At 70.6% G+C, this 20,803-nt stretch carries 16 protein-coding genes; 7 read left to right on the top strand and 9 right to left on the bottom strand.

The window, feature by feature from the left end; genetic code table 11:
* The first annotated feature begins 17 nt into the window (after window positions 1-17).
* Entirely contained in the window at window positions 18-2,879 is a 2,862-nt protein-coding gene (locus IEZ21_RS24310; RefSeq protein WP_189324013.1) for a DEAD/DEAH box helicase, read from the top strand.
* Between the two features lie 54 nt (window positions 2,880-2,933).
* On the opposite strand, the gene atzF is transcribed toward IEZ21_RS24310, so the two are convergent.
* The 4 genes from atzF to IEZ21_RS24290 all read right to left on the bottom strand — a co-directional run bounded on the left by atzF (window position 2,934) and on the right by IEZ21_RS24290 (window position 9,743).
* The gene (gene atzF / locus IEZ21_RS24305) at window positions 2,934-4,601 is read right to left on the bottom strand and encodes an allophanate hydrolase (RefSeq protein ID WP_189324012.1); all 1,668 of its coding nucleotides are present in this window, start codon (window positions 4,599-4,601) and stop codon (window positions 2,934-2,936) included.
* Between the two features lie 149 nt (window positions 4,602-4,750).
* A complete protein-coding gene (uca, locus tag IEZ21_RS24300; RefSeq protein ID WP_189324011.1) occupies window positions 4,751-8,314 on the bottom strand; it encodes an urea carboxylase in 3,564 nt (1,187 codons plus the stop codon).
* Window positions 8,311-8,922 carry an urea amidolyase associated protein UAAP2 gene (locus IEZ21_RS24295; RefSeq protein WP_189324010.1) on the bottom strand — a complete coding sequence of 204 codons (612 nt, stop codon included), beginning with the start codon at window positions 8,920-8,922 and terminating at the stop codon, window positions 8,311-8,313. Before IEZ21_RS24295 ends, uca begins: the two co-directional genes overlap by 4 nt.
* Entirely contained in the window at window positions 8,919-9,743 is an 825-nt protein-coding gene (locus tag IEZ21_RS24290; protein ID WP_189324009.1) for an urea amidolyase associated protein UAAP1, read from the bottom strand. The genes IEZ21_RS24295 and IEZ21_RS24290 overlap by 4 nt, the downstream gene beginning before the upstream one ends.
* A gap of 178 nt (window positions 9,744-9,921) precedes the next feature.
* Between IEZ21_RS24290 and IEZ21_RS24285 the strand changes: the two genes are divergently transcribed.
* The 6 genes from IEZ21_RS24285 to IEZ21_RS24260 all read left to right on the top strand — a co-directional run bounded on the left by IEZ21_RS24285 (window position 9,922) and on the right by IEZ21_RS24260 (window position 15,536).
* Window positions 9,922-10,545, top strand: coding sequence for a TetR/AcrR family transcriptional regulator (locus IEZ21_RS24285; protein ID WP_033323398.1), 624 nt, complete (start codon window positions 9,922-9,924; stop codon window positions 10,543-10,545).
* Window positions 10,546-10,845: 300 nt separating this feature from the next.
* Window positions 10,846-12,486 carry a sensor histidine kinase gene (locus IEZ21_RS24280; RefSeq protein WP_189324008.1) on the top strand — a complete coding sequence of 547 codons (1,641 nt, stop codon included), beginning with the start codon at window positions 10,846-10,848 and terminating at the stop codon, window positions 12,484-12,486.
* Window positions 12,483-12,890, top strand: coding sequence for a roadblock/LC7 domain-containing protein (locus IEZ21_RS24275; protein WP_033323402.1), 408 nt, complete (start codon window positions 12,483-12,485; stop codon window positions 12,888-12,890). The genes IEZ21_RS24280 and IEZ21_RS24275 overlap by 4 nt, the downstream gene beginning before the upstream one ends.
* A complete protein-coding gene (locus tag IEZ21_RS24270; protein ID WP_189324007.1) occupies window positions 12,887-13,330 on the top strand; it encodes a DUF742 domain-containing protein in 444 nt (147 codons plus the stop codon). Before IEZ21_RS24275 ends, IEZ21_RS24270 begins: the two co-directional genes overlap by 4 nt.
* Window positions 13,311-13,931, top strand: a complete 621-nt coding sequence (locus tag IEZ21_RS24265; RefSeq protein WP_189324006.1) for a GTP-binding protein — start codon at window positions 13,311-13,313, stop codon at window positions 13,929-13,931. The genes IEZ21_RS24270 and IEZ21_RS24265 overlap by 20 nt, the downstream gene beginning before the upstream one ends.
* An 84-nt stretch (window positions 13,932-14,015) precedes the next feature.
* Entirely contained in the window at window positions 14,016-15,536 is a 1,521-nt protein-coding gene (locus IEZ21_RS24260; RefSeq protein WP_373302282.1) for a cytochrome P450, read from the top strand.
* 7 nt (window positions 15,537-15,543) lie between these two features.
* Here the strand turns inward: IEZ21_RS24260 and IEZ21_RS24255 are convergent, their stop codons facing one another.
* From IEZ21_RS24255 to IEZ21_RS24235, 5 genes are all read right to left on the bottom strand, one after another.
* The gene (locus tag IEZ21_RS24255; protein ID WP_189324004.1) at window positions 15,544-16,488 is read right to left on the bottom strand and encodes an RluA family pseudouridine synthase; all 945 of its coding nucleotides are present in this window, start codon (window positions 16,486-16,488) and stop codon (window positions 15,544-15,546) included.
* A 4-nt stretch (window positions 16,489-16,492) separates the two neighbouring features.
* Window positions 16,493-18,040 carry an amino acid permease gene (locus tag IEZ21_RS24250; RefSeq protein WP_189324003.1) on the bottom strand — a complete coding sequence of 516 codons (1,548 nt, stop codon included), beginning with the start codon at window positions 18,038-18,040 and terminating at the stop codon, window positions 16,493-16,495.
* Between the two features lie 221 nt (window positions 18,041-18,261).
* Complete coding sequence (locus IEZ21_RS24245) at window positions 18,262-19,197, bottom strand: LysR family transcriptional regulator (RefSeq protein ID WP_189324002.1); 936 nt, start codon at window positions 19,195-19,197, stop codon at window positions 18,262-18,264.
* A gap of 316 nt (window positions 19,198-19,513) precedes the next feature.
* Window positions 19,514-20,224, bottom strand: coding sequence for a helical backbone metal receptor (locus IEZ21_RS24240; RefSeq protein WP_189324001.1), 711 nt, complete (start codon window positions 20,222-20,224; stop codon window positions 19,514-19,516).
* On the bottom strand, window positions 20,221-20,784 hold the full coding sequence (locus IEZ21_RS24235; RefSeq protein WP_033323415.1) for a helix-turn-helix domain-containing protein: 564 nt from the start codon (window positions 20,782-20,784) through the stop codon (window positions 20,221-20,223). Before IEZ21_RS24235 ends, IEZ21_RS24240 begins: the two co-directional genes overlap by 4 nt.
* Window positions 20,785-20,803: the final 19 nt, after the last annotated feature.

Genomic DNA, 20,803 nt, shown 5'->3' with positions numbered 1-20,803 from the left:
GGGGTCGGATCCGGATATTGATCGTCCTGTTGTCAGTGGCTGACGGTACGCTCGAAAGCACGATGACAGAGGATCTATCACCGGCCGAGCGGTACGCGGCAGCGCGGCAGCGCGCTGTCGAGCAGGCCACGGCGCTCGCGTCCTTCCGCGAGATGTACGACTTCGGCCTCGACCCCTTCCAGATCGAGGCCTGTCAGGCACTCGAAGCGGGCAAGGGTGTGCTGGTGGCCGCGCCCACCGGCTCGGGCAAGACGATCGTGGGCGAGTTCGCCGTCCACCTCGCCCTCCAGCAGGGCAAGAAGTGCTTCTACACCACGCCCATCAAGGCGCTGTCGAACCAGAAGTACACCGATCTGGCACGGCGTTACGGCGCCGAGAAGGTCGGCCTGCTCACCGGCGACAACAGCGTCAACTCCGACGCCCCGGTGGTCGTGATGACCACCGAGGTGCTCCGCAACATGCTCTATGCGGGCTCGCAGACCCTCCTCGGCCTCGGCCACGTCGTCATGGACGAGGTGCACTACCTCTCCGACCGCTTCCGCGGTGCCGTCTGGGAGGAAGTGATCATCCACCTCCCCGAGTCGGTGACGTTGGTGTCGCTCTCGGCGACGGTGTCGAACGCCGAGGAGTTCGGCGACTGGCTCGACACCGTCCGCGGCGACACCGAGGTGATCGTCTCCGAGCACCGGCCTGTCCCGCTGTTCCAGCATGTACTGGCCGGACGCCGCATCTACGACCTCTTCGAGGAGGGCGAGGGCCACAAGAAGGCCGTCAACCCCGACCTCACCCGCCTGGCCCGTATGGAGGCGACCCGGCCCTCGTACCAGGACCGCAGACGGGGCCGCAACATGCGCGAGGCCGACCGCGAGCGCGAGCGGCGGCAGAGATCGCGCGTATGGACACCGGGCCGCCCCGAGGTCATCGAGCGGCTCGACTCCGAGGGGCTGCTGCCCGCCATCACGTTCATCTTCAGCCGCGCCGCCTGCGAGGCCGCCGTCCAGCAGTGCCTGTACGCGGGCCTCAGGCTGAACGACGACGAGGCACGTCACAAGGTTCGCGCTCTCGTCGAGGGACGTACGTCCTCGATACCGGCCGAGGACCTGCACGTCCTGGGCTACTACGAGTGGCTGGAAGGCCTGGAGCGCGGCATCGCGGCTCACCACGCGGGCATGCTGCCGACGTTCAAGGAGGTCGTCGAGGAACTGTTCGTTCGCGGCCTGGTCAAGGCCGTGTTCGCCACCGAGACCCTCGCCCTCGGCATCAACATGCCCGCCCGCTCGGTGGTGTTGGAGAAGCTCGTCAAGTGGAACGGCGAGCAGCACGCAGACATCACACCCGGCGAGTACACCCAGCTGACCGGCCGCGCAGGCCGCCGTGGCATCGATGTCGAGGGCCACGCCGTCGTGCTGTGGCAGCGCGGCATGAGCCCGGAGCACCTCGCAGGCCTCGCGGGCACCCGTACGTACCCGCTGCGCTCCAGCTTCAAGCCGTCGTACAACATGGCGGTGAACCTCGTCGAGCAGTTCGGCCGGCACCGCTCGCGCGAACTCCTTGAGACGTCCTTTGCGCAGTTCCAGGCCGACAAGTCGGTCGTGGGGATCTCCCGCCAGGTGCAGCGCAACGAAGAGGGACTTGAGGGCTACAAGGCCTCCATGACCTGCCACCTGGGCGACTTCGACGAGTACGCGCGACTGCGTCGCGAACTCAAGGACCGCGAGACCGAGCTGGCCAAGCAGGGCGCGGCGCAGCGGCGAGCGGAAGCGGCCGTGGCGTTGGAAAAGCTCAAGCCCGGTGATGTGATCCATGTGCCGACCGGCAAGTTCGCGGGTCTTGCGCTGGTGCTGGACCCCGGGCTGTCCGCCGGCCGGTCCAACGGCCACCGCGGCTTCGAGCACGACGACGGGCCGCGGCCCCTGGTCCTCACCGCCGAGCGGCAGGTCAAGCGGCTGGCCTCGATCGACTTCCCGGTGCCCGTCGAGGCGCTGGAGCGGATGCGCATCCCGAAGTCGTTCAACCCGCGCTCACCGCAGTCGCGCCGCGATCTCGCCTCCGCGCTGCGCACGAAGGCCGGGCACATCGTTCCCGACCGGCACCGCAAGCGGCGCGCCGATGCCGCCGACGACCGGGAGATCACCCGGCTGCGCACCGCACTGCGCGCACACCCCTGCCACGGGTGCAACGACCGCGAGGACCACGCCCGTTGGGCCGAGCGCTACCACCGGCTGCTGCGCGACACCTCGCAGCTGGAGCGGCGCATCGAGGGGCGGACGAACACCATCGCCCGTACCTTCGACCGCATCGTCGCGCTGTTGACCGAGCTCGACTATCTGCGCGGCGACGAGGTCACCGAGCACGGCAAACGGCTCGCCAGGCTCTACGGAGAACTGGACCTGCTCGCCAGCGAATGCCTGCGCGCCGGAGTCTGGGAAGGCCTCGCCCCGGCCGAACTGGCCGCGTGCGCCTCGGCATTGGTGTACGAGGCCCGGGTCAGCGACGACGCTCTCGCACCGAAGGTGCCGTCCGGCAAGGCCAAAGCCGCGCTCGGTGAGATGGTCCGCATCTGGGGTCGCCTCGACGCCCTGGAGGAGGACTTCCGGATCAGCCAGACCGAGGGCGTCGGTCAGCGCGAGCCGGACCTGGGCTTCGCCTGGGCGGCGTACGAGTGGGCCTCCGGCAAGGGACTCGACGAGGTGCTCCGCGAGGCTGAGATGCCTGCCGGCGACTTTGTGCGCTGGTGCAAGCAGGTCATCGACGTACTCGGCCAGATATCGGCGGCGGCACCGGTTTCCGGCACCAAGGACTCCACCGTGGCGAAGAACGCGCGCAAGGCTGTGGACGGGATGCTGCGGGGGGTTGTCGCCTACTCGTCGGTGGGGTGAGCGGACCGCGCGGGCGAGCGGGCGTTCGTCTGCCGGCACCGGCCGGTTCCCGTGTCAGTCGCCGAGCGACTCCAGGTACGCGCGCCAGCCCCCGTACTCCGTGATGTCCCGCGCATCGTCGAGCGCGCCCGGCTCGCACAGGAATCCCGGTACGTCGCTGCCGTCGGCCAGCGTCACCCGGCCCAGCGTCATCGGCCGGGGCAGCGCGGCGGTGAGGCGGCCGAGGCCCTCGGCGGGCAGTTGCCACACCTCGGCCTCGATCGCGGCTCCGTCGGCGCCGACGTGGACCAGGCCCGGCTTGGGCGGGTCGGTGGTCAGGGCGTGCAGCCGGTAGACGGAGGCGGTCTTCGTCGTACGTTCCAGCTGGGCGCCCAGCGCGAGGAGTTGCCCGTTCAGGGGCTGGTCCGACATGTGCGCGCCGAGTACGGCGAGGCGGACGGGTGGCGCTTCCAGGGTTCGGGCGATGCGGACGAGACGTTCGTCGGTGAACGCGGGGCCGATCAGCATGACGCCGAAGGGCAGCCCCGCCACCTGGCCCGCAGGGACGGCGACGGCGGCCAGGTCGAAGAGGTTGGTGGAGTTGGTGAAGCGGCCGAGGCGGGCGTTCGTGCCCAGCGGGTCGGCGGCCACCTCGGCGAGGGTGGGATGGCCGGGCGCGGTCGGCAGGAGCAGGGCGTCCGCGTCGCCGAGTGACTCCAGTGCGCGGGTGCGCAGGGCTGCCAGACGCTCCTGGTCGGCGAAGAGCTGGTGGGCCGGGATGTCCCGGGCGCGGGTGATGATTCCGGCGACCGTGGGGTCCAGGCCGTCGCCACCCTCGGAGAGCAACTTGTCGACAAAGCTCCCTATTGCTGTGTAACGCTCGGCCACGAAGGCTCCCTCGTACAGCATCGTGGCGGCCGCCGTGAAGGGGGCGAGATCGATGGTGCGCAACTCGGCGCCTGCGGCCCGTAGCCGGGTCACGGCTGCCTCGTATGCCTGTGCCCAGCCCTCGTCCATTTCGCCGAGCTGGCCTCGGGGCGGGACGGCTATGCGCCAGGGGCCCGGGGTGCGCTGGGGGAGTGCGGGGAGTTCTCGGGCGGGTGGGGAGGTCATGTGGGTGAGGGCCTGTTCCGCCTCCGGGAGGGTGCGCGCGAAGACCGTTACGCAGTCCAGGGAGGCGCAGGCCGGGACCACGCCCTCCGTGGGGACGAGGCCTCGGGTGGGTTTGAGGCCGACGATTGAGTTGAACGCGGCGGGGACGCGGCCGCTGCCCGCGGTGTCCGTGCCCAGCGCGAAGTCGACGATGCCGAGCGCTACCGCTACGGCTGAGCCGGAGCTGGAGCCGCCGCTGATTCTCTGCGGGGCGATGGCGTTGCGCACGGCGCCGTGGGGGGAGCGGGTGCCGACGAGGCCTGTGGCGAACTGGTCCAGGTTCGTGGTGCCGAGGGCGATCGCGCCTGCCGCGCGTAGGCGGGCGACCGCCGGGGCGTCTGCCTCCGGCTGGTACGCGTAGGAAGGGCAGCCGGCGGTTGTGGGGAGGCCCGCTACGTCGATGTTGCCCTTTGCTGCGAACAGTCGCCCTGCGAGGGGGAGGTGTTCGCCTGCGGCGAGGCGGGTGTCGATGGCTCGGGCTTCGGCCTCGACCTCTGCCTGGGAGCGCAGGTTGATCCAGATCTCGGGGCGGTCCACCGTCTTGATGCGGGCGTAGGCCAATTGGACTCGGGTGACGAGGGAGGGCGACATCTGTGCTCCTTGCTGAGGGTTTCGTTGTCGGCTGCGGCCCGGTGGCCGGTCTGTGCCCACCCGTTCCGCCCTGCGGAACGACTGCCCACAGACCGGCGACGCCTGCCCACAGACGGGCGGGACGGCTGCCCACAGACCGCCGGGCGGAGTCAGCTCGTGGGCGCCAGCACCATCAGCGCCGTGCCCGCCTCCACCTGGGCGCCCGGCTTGGTGAGGATCTGTGTCACCATGCCGTCCATCGGTGCGTGCACCCTCGACTCCATCTTCATGGCCTCCAGGGCGAGGAGCGGCTGGCCCATGGTCACCTCGTCGCCCCGGGCGACGTTCAGCTGCCAGACCGACGCGGCGAATTCGGCCTCCACCAGGTGGCCGCCCGGTGGGACCGTCACCTCCGGCCGGGCTGGTGCCGGAACCGAGGCCGTCTCCGCCCTGGTGAACTCGCCCGAGGCCTCCCAGGCGTCCCGTTCCGCCGCGAAGGCGGCGCCCTGGCGGGTCCTGAACTCGGCGATCGAGTCGGCGTTCTCGGTCAGGAACGCCTCGTACTCGGCGAGTGAGAAGACGCCCTCCTCGATCTGTGGCACGAAGCGGCCCGAGATGATGTCGGCCCGTAGTTCCAGCAGTTCGTCCGAGGTCACCGGGTACCACTTGATGCGGTCGAAGAAGCGCAGCAGCCAGGGGGAGCCCGGTTCGAAGGCGCCGCGTTGCTGCCAGCCGGACCAGACCTGGGTCGTGCGGCCGACGAACTGGTAGCCGCCGGGGCCCTCCATCCCGTAGACGCAGAGGTACGCGCCGCCGATGCCGACCGAGTTCTCGGCGGTCCAGGTGCGGGCCGGGTTGTACTTCGTCGTGACCAGGCGGTGGCGGGGGTCCAGGGGTGTGGCCACCGGGGCGCCCAGGTACACATCGCCCAGGCCGAGAACCAGGTACTCGGCGTCGAAGACCGTCCGGTACACGTCCTCCACCGAGTCCAGGCCGTTGACCCGGCGGATGAACTCGATGTTCCAGGGGCACCAGGGCGCGTCGTCGCGGACGCCCGCCATATAGCGGGCGATCGCCTCGCGGGTCGCCGGGTCGTCCCAGGAGAGGGGGAGGTGGACGGTGCGGGACGGCACGACCAGCTGGTCCGTCGAGGGCAGTGTGGCCACCAACGACCGTACGGACGCGAGGAGTTGATGCTGGGGGAGGCGGCGCGGGTCCGTCTGGATCTGGAGGGAGCGGATGCCCGGCGTGAGGTCGGTGACTCCCTCGAGGCGGGCCTTTGCCACCGCCTCCATCAGGGCGTGCACCCGCATGCGCAGCGCCAGGTCCAGCTGCATGGGCCCGAACTCGACCAGCAGATGGTCGTCGCCGCTGCGCCGGTACGTCACGTCACCGTCCCGCGCCAGCACGCCACCGTCCACGATCGCGGGCCGCGCCGCACCTTCCCCCACTCTCGAATTCGCTCGAGCGGGGGGACCCCCATCGTCCACCGGTACGAAGCGCACCGTGTCCCCGGGACGCAGCTGGCCGAGCTTCCAGCGCTCCGCGCTGAGGACTGTCGCCGGGCACACGAACCCGCCGAGCGAGGGGCCGTCGGGGCCGAGCAGGACCGGCATGTCGCCCGTGTAGTCGACGGCGCCGACCGAGTACGGGGTGTCGTGGATGTTGGAGGGGTGCAGTCCCGCCTCGCCGCCGTCGGAGCGGGCCCAGCGGGGCTTCGGACCGACCAGCCGTACGCCCGTGCGTGCCGAGTTGAAGTGCACCTTCCAGTCGGCCGCGTAGAAGTCGTGGATGTCCTCCTCGGTGAAGAACTCCGGTGCGGCGTGCGGGCCTTCGAGCGCGCCCACCTGCCATACGCCGCCGAACACCGGCCGCGCGCCCTCCGGCACCGCCGCCCCCGAGGACGCGACCGCGCCCCCGCGCAGCACGTCCCCGGTCCGCAGCGCCCGCCCGCCGTGGCCGCCGAACCGGCCCAGCGTGAAGGTCGAGGCGCTCCCCAGGAACGCCGGGACATCCAGGCCGCCCGCGAAAAGTACGTACGTCCGCAGGCCGTGCTCGGCAGGAGTGCCGATCTCCAGTACGCCCCCTGCCGGCACGGTCACCGGCTCCCACTGCGCGACCGCCCCGCCGTCGACCGCCACCGGCGCCGGAGCACCCGTGACACACACCGTCGTCGCGTGCGTGAACCTCAACGACGGTCCCCGCAAGGTGCATTCGAGGCCGGGTGCCCCCTCGTCGTTGCCCAGCGCCTGGTTACCGAGCCGGAACGACAGGTCGTCCATCGGCCCGCAGGGCGGCACACCCACCTGCCAGTAGCCGGTCCGCCCCGGCCAGTCCTGGACCGTCGTCAGCGTTCCGCCGGAGACGACCTCGATACGCGACGTCGGGTCGCTCACACCGGCGAGCGTCGCCGTCGAGTGCGCCGCCGCCCGGAAGTCGTCCGACGCGAGCGCCGCCCGCACCAGCCCCAGGTTCGTCTCAATGCCGTCGAGACGGGTCCCGGCCAGCGCCTCGTCCAGCCGCGCGAGCGCCTGCGCACGGTCGGAGCCGTACGCGACGAGCTTCGCGAGCATGGGGTCGTACGACGTGGTGACCTCGCTGCCGGTCTCGACCCAGCCGTCCACGCGTACGCCAGACGGGAATTCGACCCGGGTCAACAGGCCCGCGCTGGGCCGGTGTTCACGCGACGGGTCCTCGGCATACACGCGGGCCTCGACAGCATGACCGCGCGGCTCCCCAGGGTCTCGTACGACATCGAAGTCCCCGCGCGCCAGACGCAGCATCCACGCGACGAGGTCGACGCCATAGATCTCCTCAGTGACCGGATGTTCCACCTGGAGCCGGGTGTTGACCTCCAGGAAGTACGCCTCCTCGCGCACCGCGTCGTACACGAACTCGACGGTTCCGGCGGAGCGGTAGTCGACCGAAGCGCACAAGTCCCGGGCGGCGGAGGCCAGTTGCTCGCGTACATGGGCGGGGAGCCCGGGTGCGGGAGCCTCCTCCACCACCTTCTGGTTGCGGCGCTGGAGTGAGCAGTCGCGGTCGCCGAAGGTGACGACGCGGCCCGCGCCGTCGCCGAAGACCTGCACCTCGACATGGCGGGCCTGCTCGACGAGCCGCTCCAGGAACACCCCGGCCAGGGAGAAGGAGGCCGCGGCGACGCGCTGCACCCGGTCCCAGGCATCGATCAACTCATCGGCAGAGCGACATGCCGACATACCGATCCCGCCCCCGCCACCCGTGGCCTTGAGCATCACCGGGTAGCCGATGCGGTCCGCGGCCACCAGAGCCTCGTCCAGCGAGGCGAGCAGTCCCGTGCCCGGAGCGAGCGGCACCCCGGCCGCCTCAGCCGCCGCCCGGGCCGTGTGCTTCGCCCCGAACAGCTCCAGCTGTTCGGGCGTCGGGCCCACGAACACGATCCCCGCCTCCTCGCAGCGCCGCGCGAACGCCGCGTCCTCGGAGAGGAAGCCGTAGCCCGGGTGGATCGCTCCGGCACCCGTGTCCTTCGCCGCCTTGAGGACGAGATCGGCGTCGAGATACGACTCCTTGGCGGGTGCCGGACCCAGCCGGACGGCTTGGTCGGCCAGGCGCACATGGGGTGCCGAGCGATCGGCGTCGGAGTACACCGCGACCGTACGCAGGCCCAACTCCCGTGCCGTACGCATGATCCGGACCGCGATCTCGCCCCGGTTGGCGACGAGGAGCGTGTCGAAGGACGTTCCTCCCTCGCTCATCGGGCGCCCGCCTCACCGATGGTCATCTCCACGGCCGTCGGCTCGAAGCCGTTGCAAGGGTTGTTGATCTGCGGGCAGTTGGAGACCAGGACGAGTACGTCGCGCTCGGCGCGCAGTGTCAGCTTCAGGCCCGGGGCGGAGAGACCGTCGACGATCCCGAGGGTGCCGTCCTTCTCGACCGGCACGTTCATGTACCAGTTGATGTTCGAGACGAGATCGCGCTTCCCGAGGCCGTACCTGGCGCCCTCCGCGAGGAAGTTGTCGACGCACGCGTGCTGCGACCAGGTGTGGTGGCCGTAGCGCAGGGTGTTCGACTCCTTGGAGCAGGCGCCGCCCACCGTGTCGTGCCGGCCGACCTCGTCCTCGACCACGGTCATCAGCGGGGTGTGCTCGTTGGACATGAGCACACTGCCGGTGGTCAGGAAGATGTTGCCCTGGGCGTGGATCGTGTCGGGCGCGCTGTAGCGGACGGCCGTGTCATGGGCGTCGTACGCGAGGAAGTCGACGGCCTGGTTGCCTTGCAGGTCGGTGATGGTGAGCGTCTCGCCGCTCCGCACAATGGCGGACCAGGCGGAGCGGGCCGGGACGACGGTCGTGGTGACGGTCATGCGAGCCCCCTCGCGGCAAGGAATTCGGCGGTGTTGAGGAAGGCACGGCGGCCCTCGGGGGAGGCCTCCCACAGCGGGTCACCGGGTGGGGTGGCCTCGGCGCGCCAGGCCAGCACCTCCAGCGGGGTGCTGGTGTAGTCGGCGCGCGGGTCGGCCGGGTGGGGCACATTGGCGAGCAGCACCGTGACGTCCTGCTCGGCCCGCAGCGTCACGCTCGCGCCCTCTCCGGCCGAGCCGGTGAAGTCGAGGGCGCCGTCGTCGCGTACCTCCACGCCCTGGAAGAAGGACAGCGACGGCGGGAGATCCCGGGGTGCCAGACCGTTCTTCGCGGCGGCCAGCTTGAACAGCTCACGCCCTGCCGGAGACGCGGACTGCGGCGTTCCGTCCCCGTACCGCTGCGTGTTCCGTACGAGGGTGGAGGTGCCGCACAGCGCGTCGTGCCGCCCGGAGGTGTCGGCGATCACCGAGGCGAGCACGCGGCCCTGGTCGGAGAGGAGCAGCCGGTCCTCGCCGAGGTAGGCGTTCCACTGGATCTTGACCGTGTCCGCGACGTTCAGTCGTTCCCAGGGGCGGTCGGCGGCGAACAGGAGGAGATGCGCGCAGGCATCGCCCCTGAGGTCGGTCAGCCGCAGCTCCGTGCCGCGGGCCAGCACCCTGTGCGTGTAGTTGCCGCCCGCCACGGTCTCCGCCCACACCAGATGGCCCGCCTCGCAGGGCGGCGCGGGCCAGGCGCTCGCCGGGACGACCGGCATCGCCTCGGCGCGGGCGCCTTCCTGTGCGCGGGCGTGCGCCCGGGCTCCGTACGTGGTCGCTGTCGCCATTGCGGGACCTCCGGCTCGGCAGGGGCGGTCATGTCCGTACGTCATGTCCGTACGCAATTTCTGTCGCCCGACAGAAATTAGGAGCCGGGCGAGTCCGCGCCATTGCCCCGGCGTTGCCGCTCCGTTACCGATGTCTCACCGAGATCGTCGTCCGGGGCCGTGTGCGACGATCGAAGACATGGGCACCAGCGGACGACGAGTGGGCAGGCCACGGGCCGAGCGGCGACCGGACAGCGGTCTCTCGCCGCGTGACGAACTGCTCGCCGCCGCCGCGGAGTTGTTCACGACGCGTGGGTACGCGGCCACGACCACCCGGGCCGTCGCCGAGCGGGCGGGCATGCGGCAGGCGTCGATGTACCACTACGTCTCCGGCAAGGAGGAGCTCCTCGCCGAGCTCCTGGAGTCCACCGTCACCCCCTCGCTGGCCTTCGCCCGGGAGCTCCTCGCCGAGGACATGACTCCGGCCGAGGGCCGGTTGTGGGACCTGTGCCGCACGGACGTCGAACTGCTCTGCGGCGGTCCGCACAACCTCGGCGGGCTCTATCTGCTGCCCGAGGTGCGCGCCGAACGCTTCGCCGGCTTCCATGCCGTACGGGCCGAACTCAAGGACACCTACCGGCAGTTGCTCGCCGCGACCGAGGCGGGCGGCGCGCTCGCCAAGAGTGAGCTGGATCTGCGGACGGACCTGGTGTTCGGGCTGATCGAGGGCGTCATCCTGGTCCACCGCTCCGACCCCGACCGGCCCGTGACGGCCTTCGCCGAAGCCACCGCGGACGCGGCGCTGCGCATCGCGGGAATCTGAGCCGGAATTCGCCTCGGCGAGCCGGGCCTCACCCCTTCTGATGAGGGGTTTTCGTGCGCTCGTACGCAGTGACGCATCGTGTTCGAATAGTGCCTGAGCGTATAAATGAGGCTGAGCGTACTCCTGCCGCGCGGGCGATTTCAGGCGCTTGCTGAATATGACTTGGCGATGATCTGGTCGGACTAAGCTCGCCCGCAGCGCCCCGAGTTGCGGCGTATTCGTGCGCTTGTTCCCCAATGTTCTGAAGATCCAGAGAACTCCCCCCCCAGATCCCCAGCCGATTTGTCTTAGAGGGCATACATGGTGAGTGTTCAATCGCCTCCCGTTGGCCGTGAACTTCCTTACGCCCGCGTGCTGTTGCTGCCGGCCATACTGATGGCCGCGGCGTCCGGAGCCGCTGTCGCCGTCGTCACGGAAGCGGCCCGGGTCGCCGTCGGCTGGTGCGGAGGCATCGCGACGCTCCTGGTGATCGCGACCGTGGCCGAAGCGGTCCGCCGCGGGCGCCTCGTCCGCGCCGTCCGCGCCGAACTCGCGCGCCGTACGGCCTACTTGGACCAGCGCATCGCCGCCCAGGACGACGAGATCTTCCACCTCGGCAAGGAGCTGCTGCCCGCCGCGTTGTACCGGCTGCGCAGTGGCGATTCCCCCGATGAGGCGATCCGCAAAACCGCCGAGGCGGACCCCGCCGTCCGGGAACTCCCCGAGTCCCAGCGTGAGTTGCTGCGCATCCTGCTGTCGATCGTGGATCACGAGGAAGCGATGCGCGACGCCTCGCAGCGCGCCTTCGTCAATATCGCCCGGCGCGTCCAGGCCATCGTCCACCAGCAGAACAAGGAACTGCGCGAGATGGAGGAGGACCATGGGCGCAACCCCGAGGTCTTCGACGACCTGCTGCGCATCGACCACGGCACCGCGCTGATCGGCCGCCTCGCCGACTCCATCGCCGTGCTCGGCGGCTCCCGCCCGGGCCGCGTATGGCCCAAGCCCGTACCGCTCTACAGCGTGCTGCGCGGTGCCATGTCCCGGATCCTGGAGTACCGGCGCATCGAGCTGCACTCCATCGCCAAGGTCAACGTCGACGGCCCGTCGGTCGAACCGGTCATCCACGCCGCTGCCGAACTCCTCGACAACGCCACGCGCTACTCGCCGCCGCAGACCAAGGTGCACGTCACCGCCGTCGAGGTACAGACCGGCGTCGCCATCGAGATCGAGGACGCCGGCGTCAGCCTCAGCGAGGAGGCGCGCCGCCGGGCCGAGGGCATGCTCGAGAAGGCCCAGGTCGGCATCGACCTCAACGACCTCGGCGAGGCCCCGCGGCTCGGCATGGCCGTCGTGGGCCGCCTCACGCAGATGTACAAGATGCAGGTCTCGCTGCGGCAGTCGGCGTACGGCGGGGTACGCGCCGTGATCGTCGTGCCCCGCGACATGCTCACCGAGGAAACCGAACCCGCCTCAGGCCTCGCCCACGGCATCGGCGCCTCCTCCGTGCCCAAGGTGGACTTCGGCGGTGTCGAGGGACCGGAGCGCAAGCCCAAGCGGCGCCGTCCCACCACCGGCCCCCGTATCCCCGACTCGGTGGCCGCGATGGAGGACGACGTCCCCGAGGTGACCGAGTGGACGGCGAACGGTCTGCCGCAGCGCCGCAGCCGGGTCAAGATCCCGTTCAGCCAGCGGATCGCCGAGGCCCGGGCGGCAGAGGCGGAGGCGGAGGCTGCGCGCAAGGCCGGCCGCCCCGTCATCGACTGGTCCGCATCCTCCACCGCGGCGCAGCCCGAGCCGAAGAAGGACGAACCCGAACCCGGCCTGTGGGTCGAGGCGTTCATGGCCGGCCTGAAGGGCGGAGACGACGACCAGGACGGCCAAGGCGACCAGGACAAGACAACAGGCGCGAAGAACACTCCGGCCCCTGCCGAGGCCGATGACGAGGGGGACCTCAAGTGATCCAGCAGCGAGCCAACTTCGACTGGATGCTCAAGGAGCTGTCCGACGGGGTGCAAGGAACCCGGCAGGTCGTCGTGCTCTCCGCTGACGGCCTGCGCATCGCCCGGTACGGCGGTGATCCCGACGCCGCCGACCGCATCGCCGCGGCCTGCGCCGGACTGCAGAGCCTGGCCGCGGCCGTCGCCACCGAGATCCCGGACACCGACGGCCGGATGCGGATGGTGATCATCGAGATCCACGGCGGCTACTTCTACATGATGGCCGCGGGCCCGGGCGCCTATCTCGCCGTCCTCGCGGACGAGACCGTCGACGCCGGGCTCATGAGCAACCGCATGCGCGACCTCGTCGTACGGATCGGTGCCCACCTGACGAGTCCGCCCCGGCGGAACGGGACGGCCGTATGACTCCTCCGCAACGACGACGGCGCTTCCCCAAGGAACCGCCGGAGCACAGTCCCGAGCAGATCCCGGACCCGGCGCCGGTCCCGGCGATACGAGAGGGGCAGGGCGAGACGAACCAGCCGGGCAGGCTGTACATCCTCACCGGCCAGGTCGAGGACGGCGATCGAGCCCCGCTCGACCTGGTGACCCTCATCGTGGCGAGTGACGACGCGCCGCCGCCCACCGCCCAGCCGGAACAGTCGGCACTGCTCCAGCTCTGCAGGACCCCTCTGTCCGTGGCCGAGCTCTCGGCCTATCTCGATCTGCCGTTCAGCGTGGTGACCGTACTGCTGACGGAGCTGCTGGCGGCCGAACTGGTACAGGCGCGAGCCCCGATCGTCCGCTCGGAGCTGCCCGACCGTTCCCTCCTCGAAGCGGTGATGCATGGACTTCAAAAGCTCTGACACCATCACGGGCCCTCGCGCCGAGGACCATCTTCCGCACACGGCGCAGGCCGCCGTGAAGATCGTGATCGTGGGTGGTTTCGGCGTCGGCAAGACGACCATGGTGGGCTCCGTCAGCGAGATCAGGCCGCTGACCACGGAGGAGACCATGACGCAGGCCGGCGTCGGAGTCGACGACAACTACGGCTCGGAGAGCAAGACGGCCACCACCGTGGCCATGGACTTCGGCCGCATCAGCATCACCGAACAGCTGGTGCTGTACCTGTTCGGCACCCCCGGCCAGGAGCGCTTCTGGTTCCTGTGGAACGGCCTGTTCGAGGGCGCCCTGGGCGCGGTCGTACTGATCGACACCCGGCGCCTGGAAGTCAGCTTCGACGTCATCGGCCGCCTGGAGGAGCGCGGGGTGCCGTTCGTCGTCGCCGTCAACGACTTCCCGGACGCGCCCCGTTACCCCATGGAGGACCTGCGCGCCGCGCTAGACCTTCCCGAGGAGATCCCCATCGTGAAGTGCGACGCGCGCCGCAGGGCCTCCAGCCGTGACGTGCTGATGACCCTGATGCGCTTCCTGCACTCGATCGCCATGGCCTCCGCGTCCGCCTGACCTGCCCGTCAACTGCCAAGCCGACGACACCACTTCAGCTTCGAATTCGACCCCAGCTTCACCCCAGCTTCGAAAGCGACCACCGTGACGCCTGAACCCCACTCCCGAACCGGTAGGGACGACCCCGGTATGTACGACCCAGGTATGTACGACCCCACGCCAGGCCCGCCGCCGGGCTGCCCGGCCCACGGCATGGGTCCCGGCGGACTGCGCCGCCTGTACGGCCCCGAGGCGGAGGACCTGGGGGCCCTGTACGAGAAACTCCGCGCCGAACACGGCAACGTCGCCCCCGCGCTGCTCCACAACGACGTGCCGATCTGGGTGGTGCTCGGCCACACCGAGAACCTGCACATGGTCCGCACTCCCTCGCAGTACACCCGCGACAGCCGCATCTGGAACCCCCTCCGGGACGGCACGGCGGGCCCCGACCACCCGCTCATGCCCCTCTTCGCCTGGCAGCCCATCTGCGCCATGGCCGAGGGCGACGAGCACCTGCGGCTGCGCGGGGCGGTCATGGGCGCCATGTCGACCATCGACCACCGCGGCATCCGCCGCTCCATCAACCGCTCGACGCAGCTCCTGGTCAACCGCTTCTGCGAGGACGGCAGCGCCGACCTGGTCAGCCAGTTCGCCGAGCACCTCCCGATGGCCGTGCTGTGCGAGATCCTCGGCATGCCCGAGGAGTACAACGACCGCATGGTGCACTCCGCCCGCGACATGATCAAGGGCACCGAGACCGCGATCGCCAGCAACGAATACGTCATGGGCGCCCTGAACCGGCTCACCCTCCGCCGTCGTGCCCAGCCCCAGGACGACTTCACCAGCCACCTCATCAGGCATCCGGCAGCGCTCACCGACGACGAGGTGGCGCAGCACCTGCGGCTCGTACTGATCGCCGCGTACGAGGCCACCACCAACCTCATCGCCAACGTGCTGCGCATGGTGCTCACCGACCCGCGCTTCCGCGCCCAGCTCAACGGCGGCCAGATGACGGTGCCCGAGGCGGTCGAGCAGTCCCTGTGGGACGAGCCGCCGTTCAGCGCCGTCCTGGGCTACTTCGCCAAGCAGGAAACCGAGTTGGGCGGTCAGCGGATCCGCAAGGGCGACGGGCTGCTGCTCGGGATCGCACCCGGCAACGTCGACCCGCGCGTCCGCCCGGACCTCACGGCCAACATGCAGGGCAACCGCTCGCACCTCGCCTTCAGCGGCGGCCCGCACGAATGCCCCGGCCAGGACATCGGCCGTGCCATCGCCGACGTCGGCGTCGACGCGCTCCTGATGCGGCTGCCGGACGTCCGACTCGCCTGCGAGGAACACGAGTTGCGCTGGACCACGTCCATCTCCTCCCGGCACATGGTGGAGCTCCCGGTGACGTTCATGGCGAAGCCGCCGCAGGACGACACGCAACAGCCCGGCGCACATCCCGCCGGCCGGCGGCCGCGTGCGGACTGGCAGGTCACCACACCCGCCCCGGCGCCCGAACCCGCCCCGGCACCGCAGCCCGCGACTCCCCAGCCCGAGTCCGAGACCGTGGCTCCGGCCGCGGAGCCCGAGCGCCGCCTCGGCGCCTGGCAGCGCTTCGTCCGCTGGTGGCGCGGCTACTGACGGAGTGTCACCGAGTGGCCCAGTTCTCGTACGCGGACCACGCCTCCAGCGTCCGGCCGCTCACGAACGAGTGGCTGCGCCCCGTGACCGGATCGGTGAACTCCAGCACCCGCGCCAGCAGTTGGAGCGGGCGCCGGAAGTCACCGGCCGGTACGGGGCCGGTCACCACCGGGTAGAGCGGGTCGCCGAGGATCGGCACACCCAGCGCGTTCATGTGCACCCGCAGCTGGTGGGTCTGCCCGGTGCGGGGCCCCAGCCGGTAGCGCGCGCGTTGGTCCCGGTGCTCGACCAGTTCGACCAGGGTCACGGCGTTCGGCTCACCCGGCACCTCCTGGGCGGCCAGGACCCCGCGCTCCTTCTCGATCCGGCTGCGCACGGTGCGCGGCAGCGTCAGCGACTCCCGGTACGGCGCCACCGCCTCGTACTCCTTGCGTACGAGGCGGTCGCGGAACAGCGACTGGTACGCGCCGCGTTCCTCGGGCCGCACCGTGAACAGCACAAGGCCGGCCGTGAGCCGGTCGAGCCGGTGCGCGGCCGTGAGCGCGGGGATGCCCAGCTCCTGCCGCAGCCGCGCGAGAGCCGTCTCGGCGACATGACTGCCGCGCGGCGTCGTGGCCAGGAAGTGCGGCTTGTCGACCACGACGATGTGCTCGTCGCGATACACCACATCGAGGTCGAACGGCACCGGCACCTCGTCCGGCAGCTCCCGGTGGAACCACACGAACATCCCCGGCACATACGCCGCGTCGGCCGCCACCGCCCGCCCGTCCGCCCCGACGATCAGCCCCGCGTCGAGCATCCCGTCGATCACCCCGGCCCCTGCCGCGAGCCGCTCGACCAGGTGCTCCCGCACGGTGCCCCACGCCCCCTCGACGGGCAACCGCACCCGCACCGGATCCACCCCCGCACGCTGCGGCAGGGGAGCGGACGGAATCCGTTTCCTACGTCTCACCTGGTCAAGCGTACGCAGGGGCCTCCGCGACCGTGGTACGCGCCCTGTACACCCGATAGGCGCCACCGAGGACGAGCGTCACGCCGAGGAACAGAACGGTGAACCACTGGAAGTACCAGTGCCCGCCCGCCGGGTCGTACACCTCCGCGCGAGGCCAGGCGAGGTTGACCGTCATGAACAGGCCGTAGAGCAGGGCGAGTGCGTTGACGGGGACACCCCAGCGGCCGAGGGAGAAGTACGGGCGGCCCGTTTCGTCGGTGCCTGCGGCTCCTTCGGCTGCGAAGTTGCCGCGAAGGCGCTGCCAGAGGAGCGGTCCGGTCACCATCGCGTACGCGAGATAGAGCATCACGATGCAGGTGGTGCCGATGGCGAGGAACGCCTCCGGCGAGGCGAAGTTGAGGAGCAGGAGGGCCGCGGCGAGGACGCCGACGACCAGGGCGGGCGCGCTCGGCATTCCGGTGCGCGGGTTGACCTTCGCGAGCCGTCGGGAGAACGGCAGCTGGCCGTCGCGGGCCATCGAGAACAGCATGCGGCAGGCCGCCGTCTGGATCGCGAGGGTCGCCACCGCGATGGCCACCACCACGTCGGCGAGCAGCAGCCGGCCCACCCCGTCGCCCAGGCTGCTGGTCAGGACGTAACTCAGGCCCTCGACGCCGAGCCGGCCGTCGGTCAGGCTGGGCGCGGCCAGCAGACCGCCGAGGATGATCAGTCCGCCGAGCAGTCCCGCCGCACCGAGCGCGGTGAGGATCGTACGGGGCGCGGTACGCCGCGGATGATGCGTCTCCTCGCTCATCTCACCCGCGCTGTCGAAGCCGATCATCACGTACGCCGCCGCGAACGAACCCACCAGCAGCGCCCCGAACAGGCCCGACTGGGCGGCCGTTCCGGTGTGGAAGGTGATGCCGGGGGAGCGCTCGGAGTGGGTGAGCAGGAGCACGATGATCAGGACGGCGCCGATGATCTCGGCGGTGACGCCTACGCGGTTGATCAGGGACATCACGCGGATGTCGATGACGTTCACGAAGGTCGTCAGGACCAGCAGGATCACCCCGAACAGCGCCGCGTTGGCCGCGCCGCTCGCCGACGTCGGCGCCGGGTCGTCACCGATCAGCTGGAAGCCGGACCAGATCGCGGGCAGCACCACCTGCAGGGCGAGCGCCGCGGCAGCGACCACCACGATCTGCCCGATCACCATGATCCAGCCGGCGAACCAGCCGAACGTGAGGTTGGAGAGCCGGGACGACCACTGGTAGATGGCACCGGAGATCGGATAGCGCGCGGCCAGCTCCGCGAAGCAGGCTGCCACCAGCAACTGGCCGATCAGTACGGCCGGCCAGGCCCAGAAGAACACCGGGCCGCCGAAGGTGTAGCCGAACGCGAAGAACTGGAAGACGGTCGTCAGCACCGAGATGAAGGAGAACCCGGCGGCGAACGAGGCATAGCGGCCCAGGCTGCGATGCAGTTCCTGGCGGTAGCCGAACTCGGCGAGGGAGCCGTCGCCGGGGGAGTCCGGGGGCTCGGAATGGACGTCGGAGGGGGCGGTCGTCGTCACGGCGGCACCTGCCTTGGGCACAGGGGAGCGGAATGGGGAGTGCGGAATTCCTGTCGGGCGACAGAAATTAGGCAGCAGCTGTTTCGCTCGCATGACGCGGTCGTGTCTGCCGGGGGCCGAAGTCCTCACGCCGTTGCGGATGCTGGAAAAACGCGATCCATCAACCCGCACCCGACGACGAGCCGAACGACCACGAACCGAACGACCGCGAACCCACCCGCTCAGCCGCCGGAGGCGACCGTCAGCGACAGAAGATCCCGCGCCGGCCCCGTAGGCCGATGCCCCACCGGCCACACCGCACGAAGCGCCCGGCTGAGGCGCACATCCGCCACAGGGATCGAGACGAGGCGACGGGCCGACAGCTCCTCGCCGAGAGCGAGCTCGCTCAGGACCGCCGGCCCCGCGCCGCTCACCGCGGAGGCCTTGACTGCCGTAGTGGACGAAAGCTCGATCAACGGCCGAGCGAGTCCTCCGAGCGCCGCGTCCAGCACCTGACGCGTCCCGGAACCCTTCTCGCGAAGGATCAGCGGCGTCGCCGCCAGCTCCGTCGCCTCGAGCGGCCGACGCCGCCGCGCCCACGGATGCCCGGGCGCCGTCACCACGATCAGCCGGTCGTGGGCGATGACCGCCGAGTCGAGCCCTGTCGGCACGGACAGCCCCTCCACGAAGCCGAGATCGGCCTCGTCGGCGAGGAGCCGCTCGGCCACGACAGCGGAGTTCCCGGCGTGCAACGACACGGCCGTGTCCGGACGCTGGGCGCGCAGCGCGATCAGCCACCCCGGCAGCAGATACTCCGCGATCGTCATGCTCGCGGCCACCCGCAACCGCGAGTCACGCCGGTCACGCAACGCCTGCGCCCCGGCATCGAACGCCTCCGCCGCCTCCACGATCCGCTGCGCCCAGTCCGTCACCAGCGCACCGGCGTCCGTGAGCCGCGACCCCGTGGGCGAACGGTCCACCAGAGCCACGCCCAACTGCCGCTCCATCGACCGGATCCGGCTGCTGGCCGCCGGCTGCGTGATCCCCAGCTCCCGCGCCGCCCGTCCCAGACTTCCCAGCCGTGCCACAGCAAGCAGCAACTCCAATGCTCCGAGTTCGGGCACTCGGCGGGCGAGGCCTCCGGTGGGCTCGGGAAACTCCTGTTCAGCCGCGCTCATAAGCCCACTCTATGTGGGAGTGCCAAGCCCTTAGGGGCTCGCACCTGGCCTCCGGCGGGTGGGTTCGTTTTTTGGGGGCGGGTGCGTTGTGGCTGGTCGCGCCGTTCCCCGCGCCCCTTGGGCCCGTGGGTGGGTCGGGGTCGTGGGCCGGTGCGTCAGCCCGTCGCAGGGCGGGCATACGGCCCTGGCCTGGTACAAGGCCCTGGTTCTCCGAGACCGAAGCTAAGCGACGGGCATACGACGCACCGGCCCACGACCCCTCCCGCCGGTGGGAGGCTGCGGGTTGTTGGGGGTGCGGGCTTCTTCGGGAAGCTGCTCAACCGGTGGAGGCAATTGCTCTGCCGAGTACTCCAGGCGCCTCGGCCAATGAAGGGCCGTACCAAGTGAGATGCCGTCCGCTGACCAATGCGCAGGGTCGGCCCTCGAATGCCTCGGGGCCGTCCTCGGCCGTGAAACGGTACGGCTCGTCCGGTAGTACCACGAACTCGGCGGTCTGCAACTCCTTGATGGGCACGCGTGGATAGCGCTCCGGGTGCGTCGCGTACGCGTTGTCCACGCCCAGTCGCGCCAGTACGTCACCCGCGAAGGTGTCCCGGCCGAGTACCATCCACGGCCGCCGCCAGATCGGCACGGCCGCACGGAGGCGGTGCTCCGGCGCCGGCAGGTCTGCCCAGACCGCCTCCGCCTCGTCCAGCCACCGGGGCCGACCCCGAACCTCGCATGCCTCAAGCACCCGCTCCAGCTCACGAAACGCCTGCGGCACATTCCGCACCTCGGTCACCAGTACCTCGAGCCCCGCTTTCCGCAGGGCGGTCAGATCCGGCTCCCGGTTCTCCTCCTCGTTGGCGATCACGAGGTCGGGTGCGAGCCGCACGATTCGCTCGACGTCCGGGTTCTTCGTGCCCCCGATCCGTACGACATCGAGATCGACGGGATGCGTGCACCAGTCCGTCGCCCCGGCCAGCACGCCCGGCGCCGAGGCGGCCACCGCCTCCGTGAGGGACGGCACCAGGGACACCGCCCTCACCGCTGTGTGTCCTCCGCCGCCTCGATGTGGTCCGCGACCGCCACGACCAGTACGCGGGTGTCCGGCACGGTCGCCCGCCAGCGGTGCCGTACGCCACCGGTCATGTACAGCGTGTCGCCGCGCCCCAGCCGGTACGCGCGGCCCTCCGCCTCGACCTCGACGGCGCCGTCCGCGACATACATCAACTCGTCGTTGCGGTGCTGGAATTCGCGGCCCGCGTCGTGGTCCCCGCTGAACTCCATGGCGTGCAACTGGTGGTGGCCGCGCACCAGGGGGCGCACGAGGGGCTCGTGGGTGAACTCGGAGTCGTCGGAGCGCACCACGTCCACGCTGCGCGCCGGGTCGGCGGCGGCGAGGAGTTCGACGCAGGTCGTCCCGAGGGCGTCGGCGACGCGCTGGAGGGAGCGCATGCTGGGCCGGGCCCGCTCGTTCTCGACCTGGCTCAGGAAGGGCACCGACAGTCCGCTGCGCTCGGCGACGACGGCGAGGGTGAGCTCCAGTGCCCGGCGCCGCCGCCGGACGGCCGCGCCCACCCGAAGGGCATCTTTGTTGTCGTCCATCGCTTCGGCTCCCTCCTGT

The sequence above is a fragment of the Streptomyces flaveus genome (assembly GCF_014647675.1).
GTDB classification, from domain to species: Bacteria; Actinomycetota; Actinomycetes; order Streptomycetales; family Streptomycetaceae; genus Streptomyces; species Streptomyces flaveus.
The sequence above is the reverse complement of the archived record's forward strand: the minus strand, read 5'-3'. Positions and strand labels throughout refer to the sequence as shown.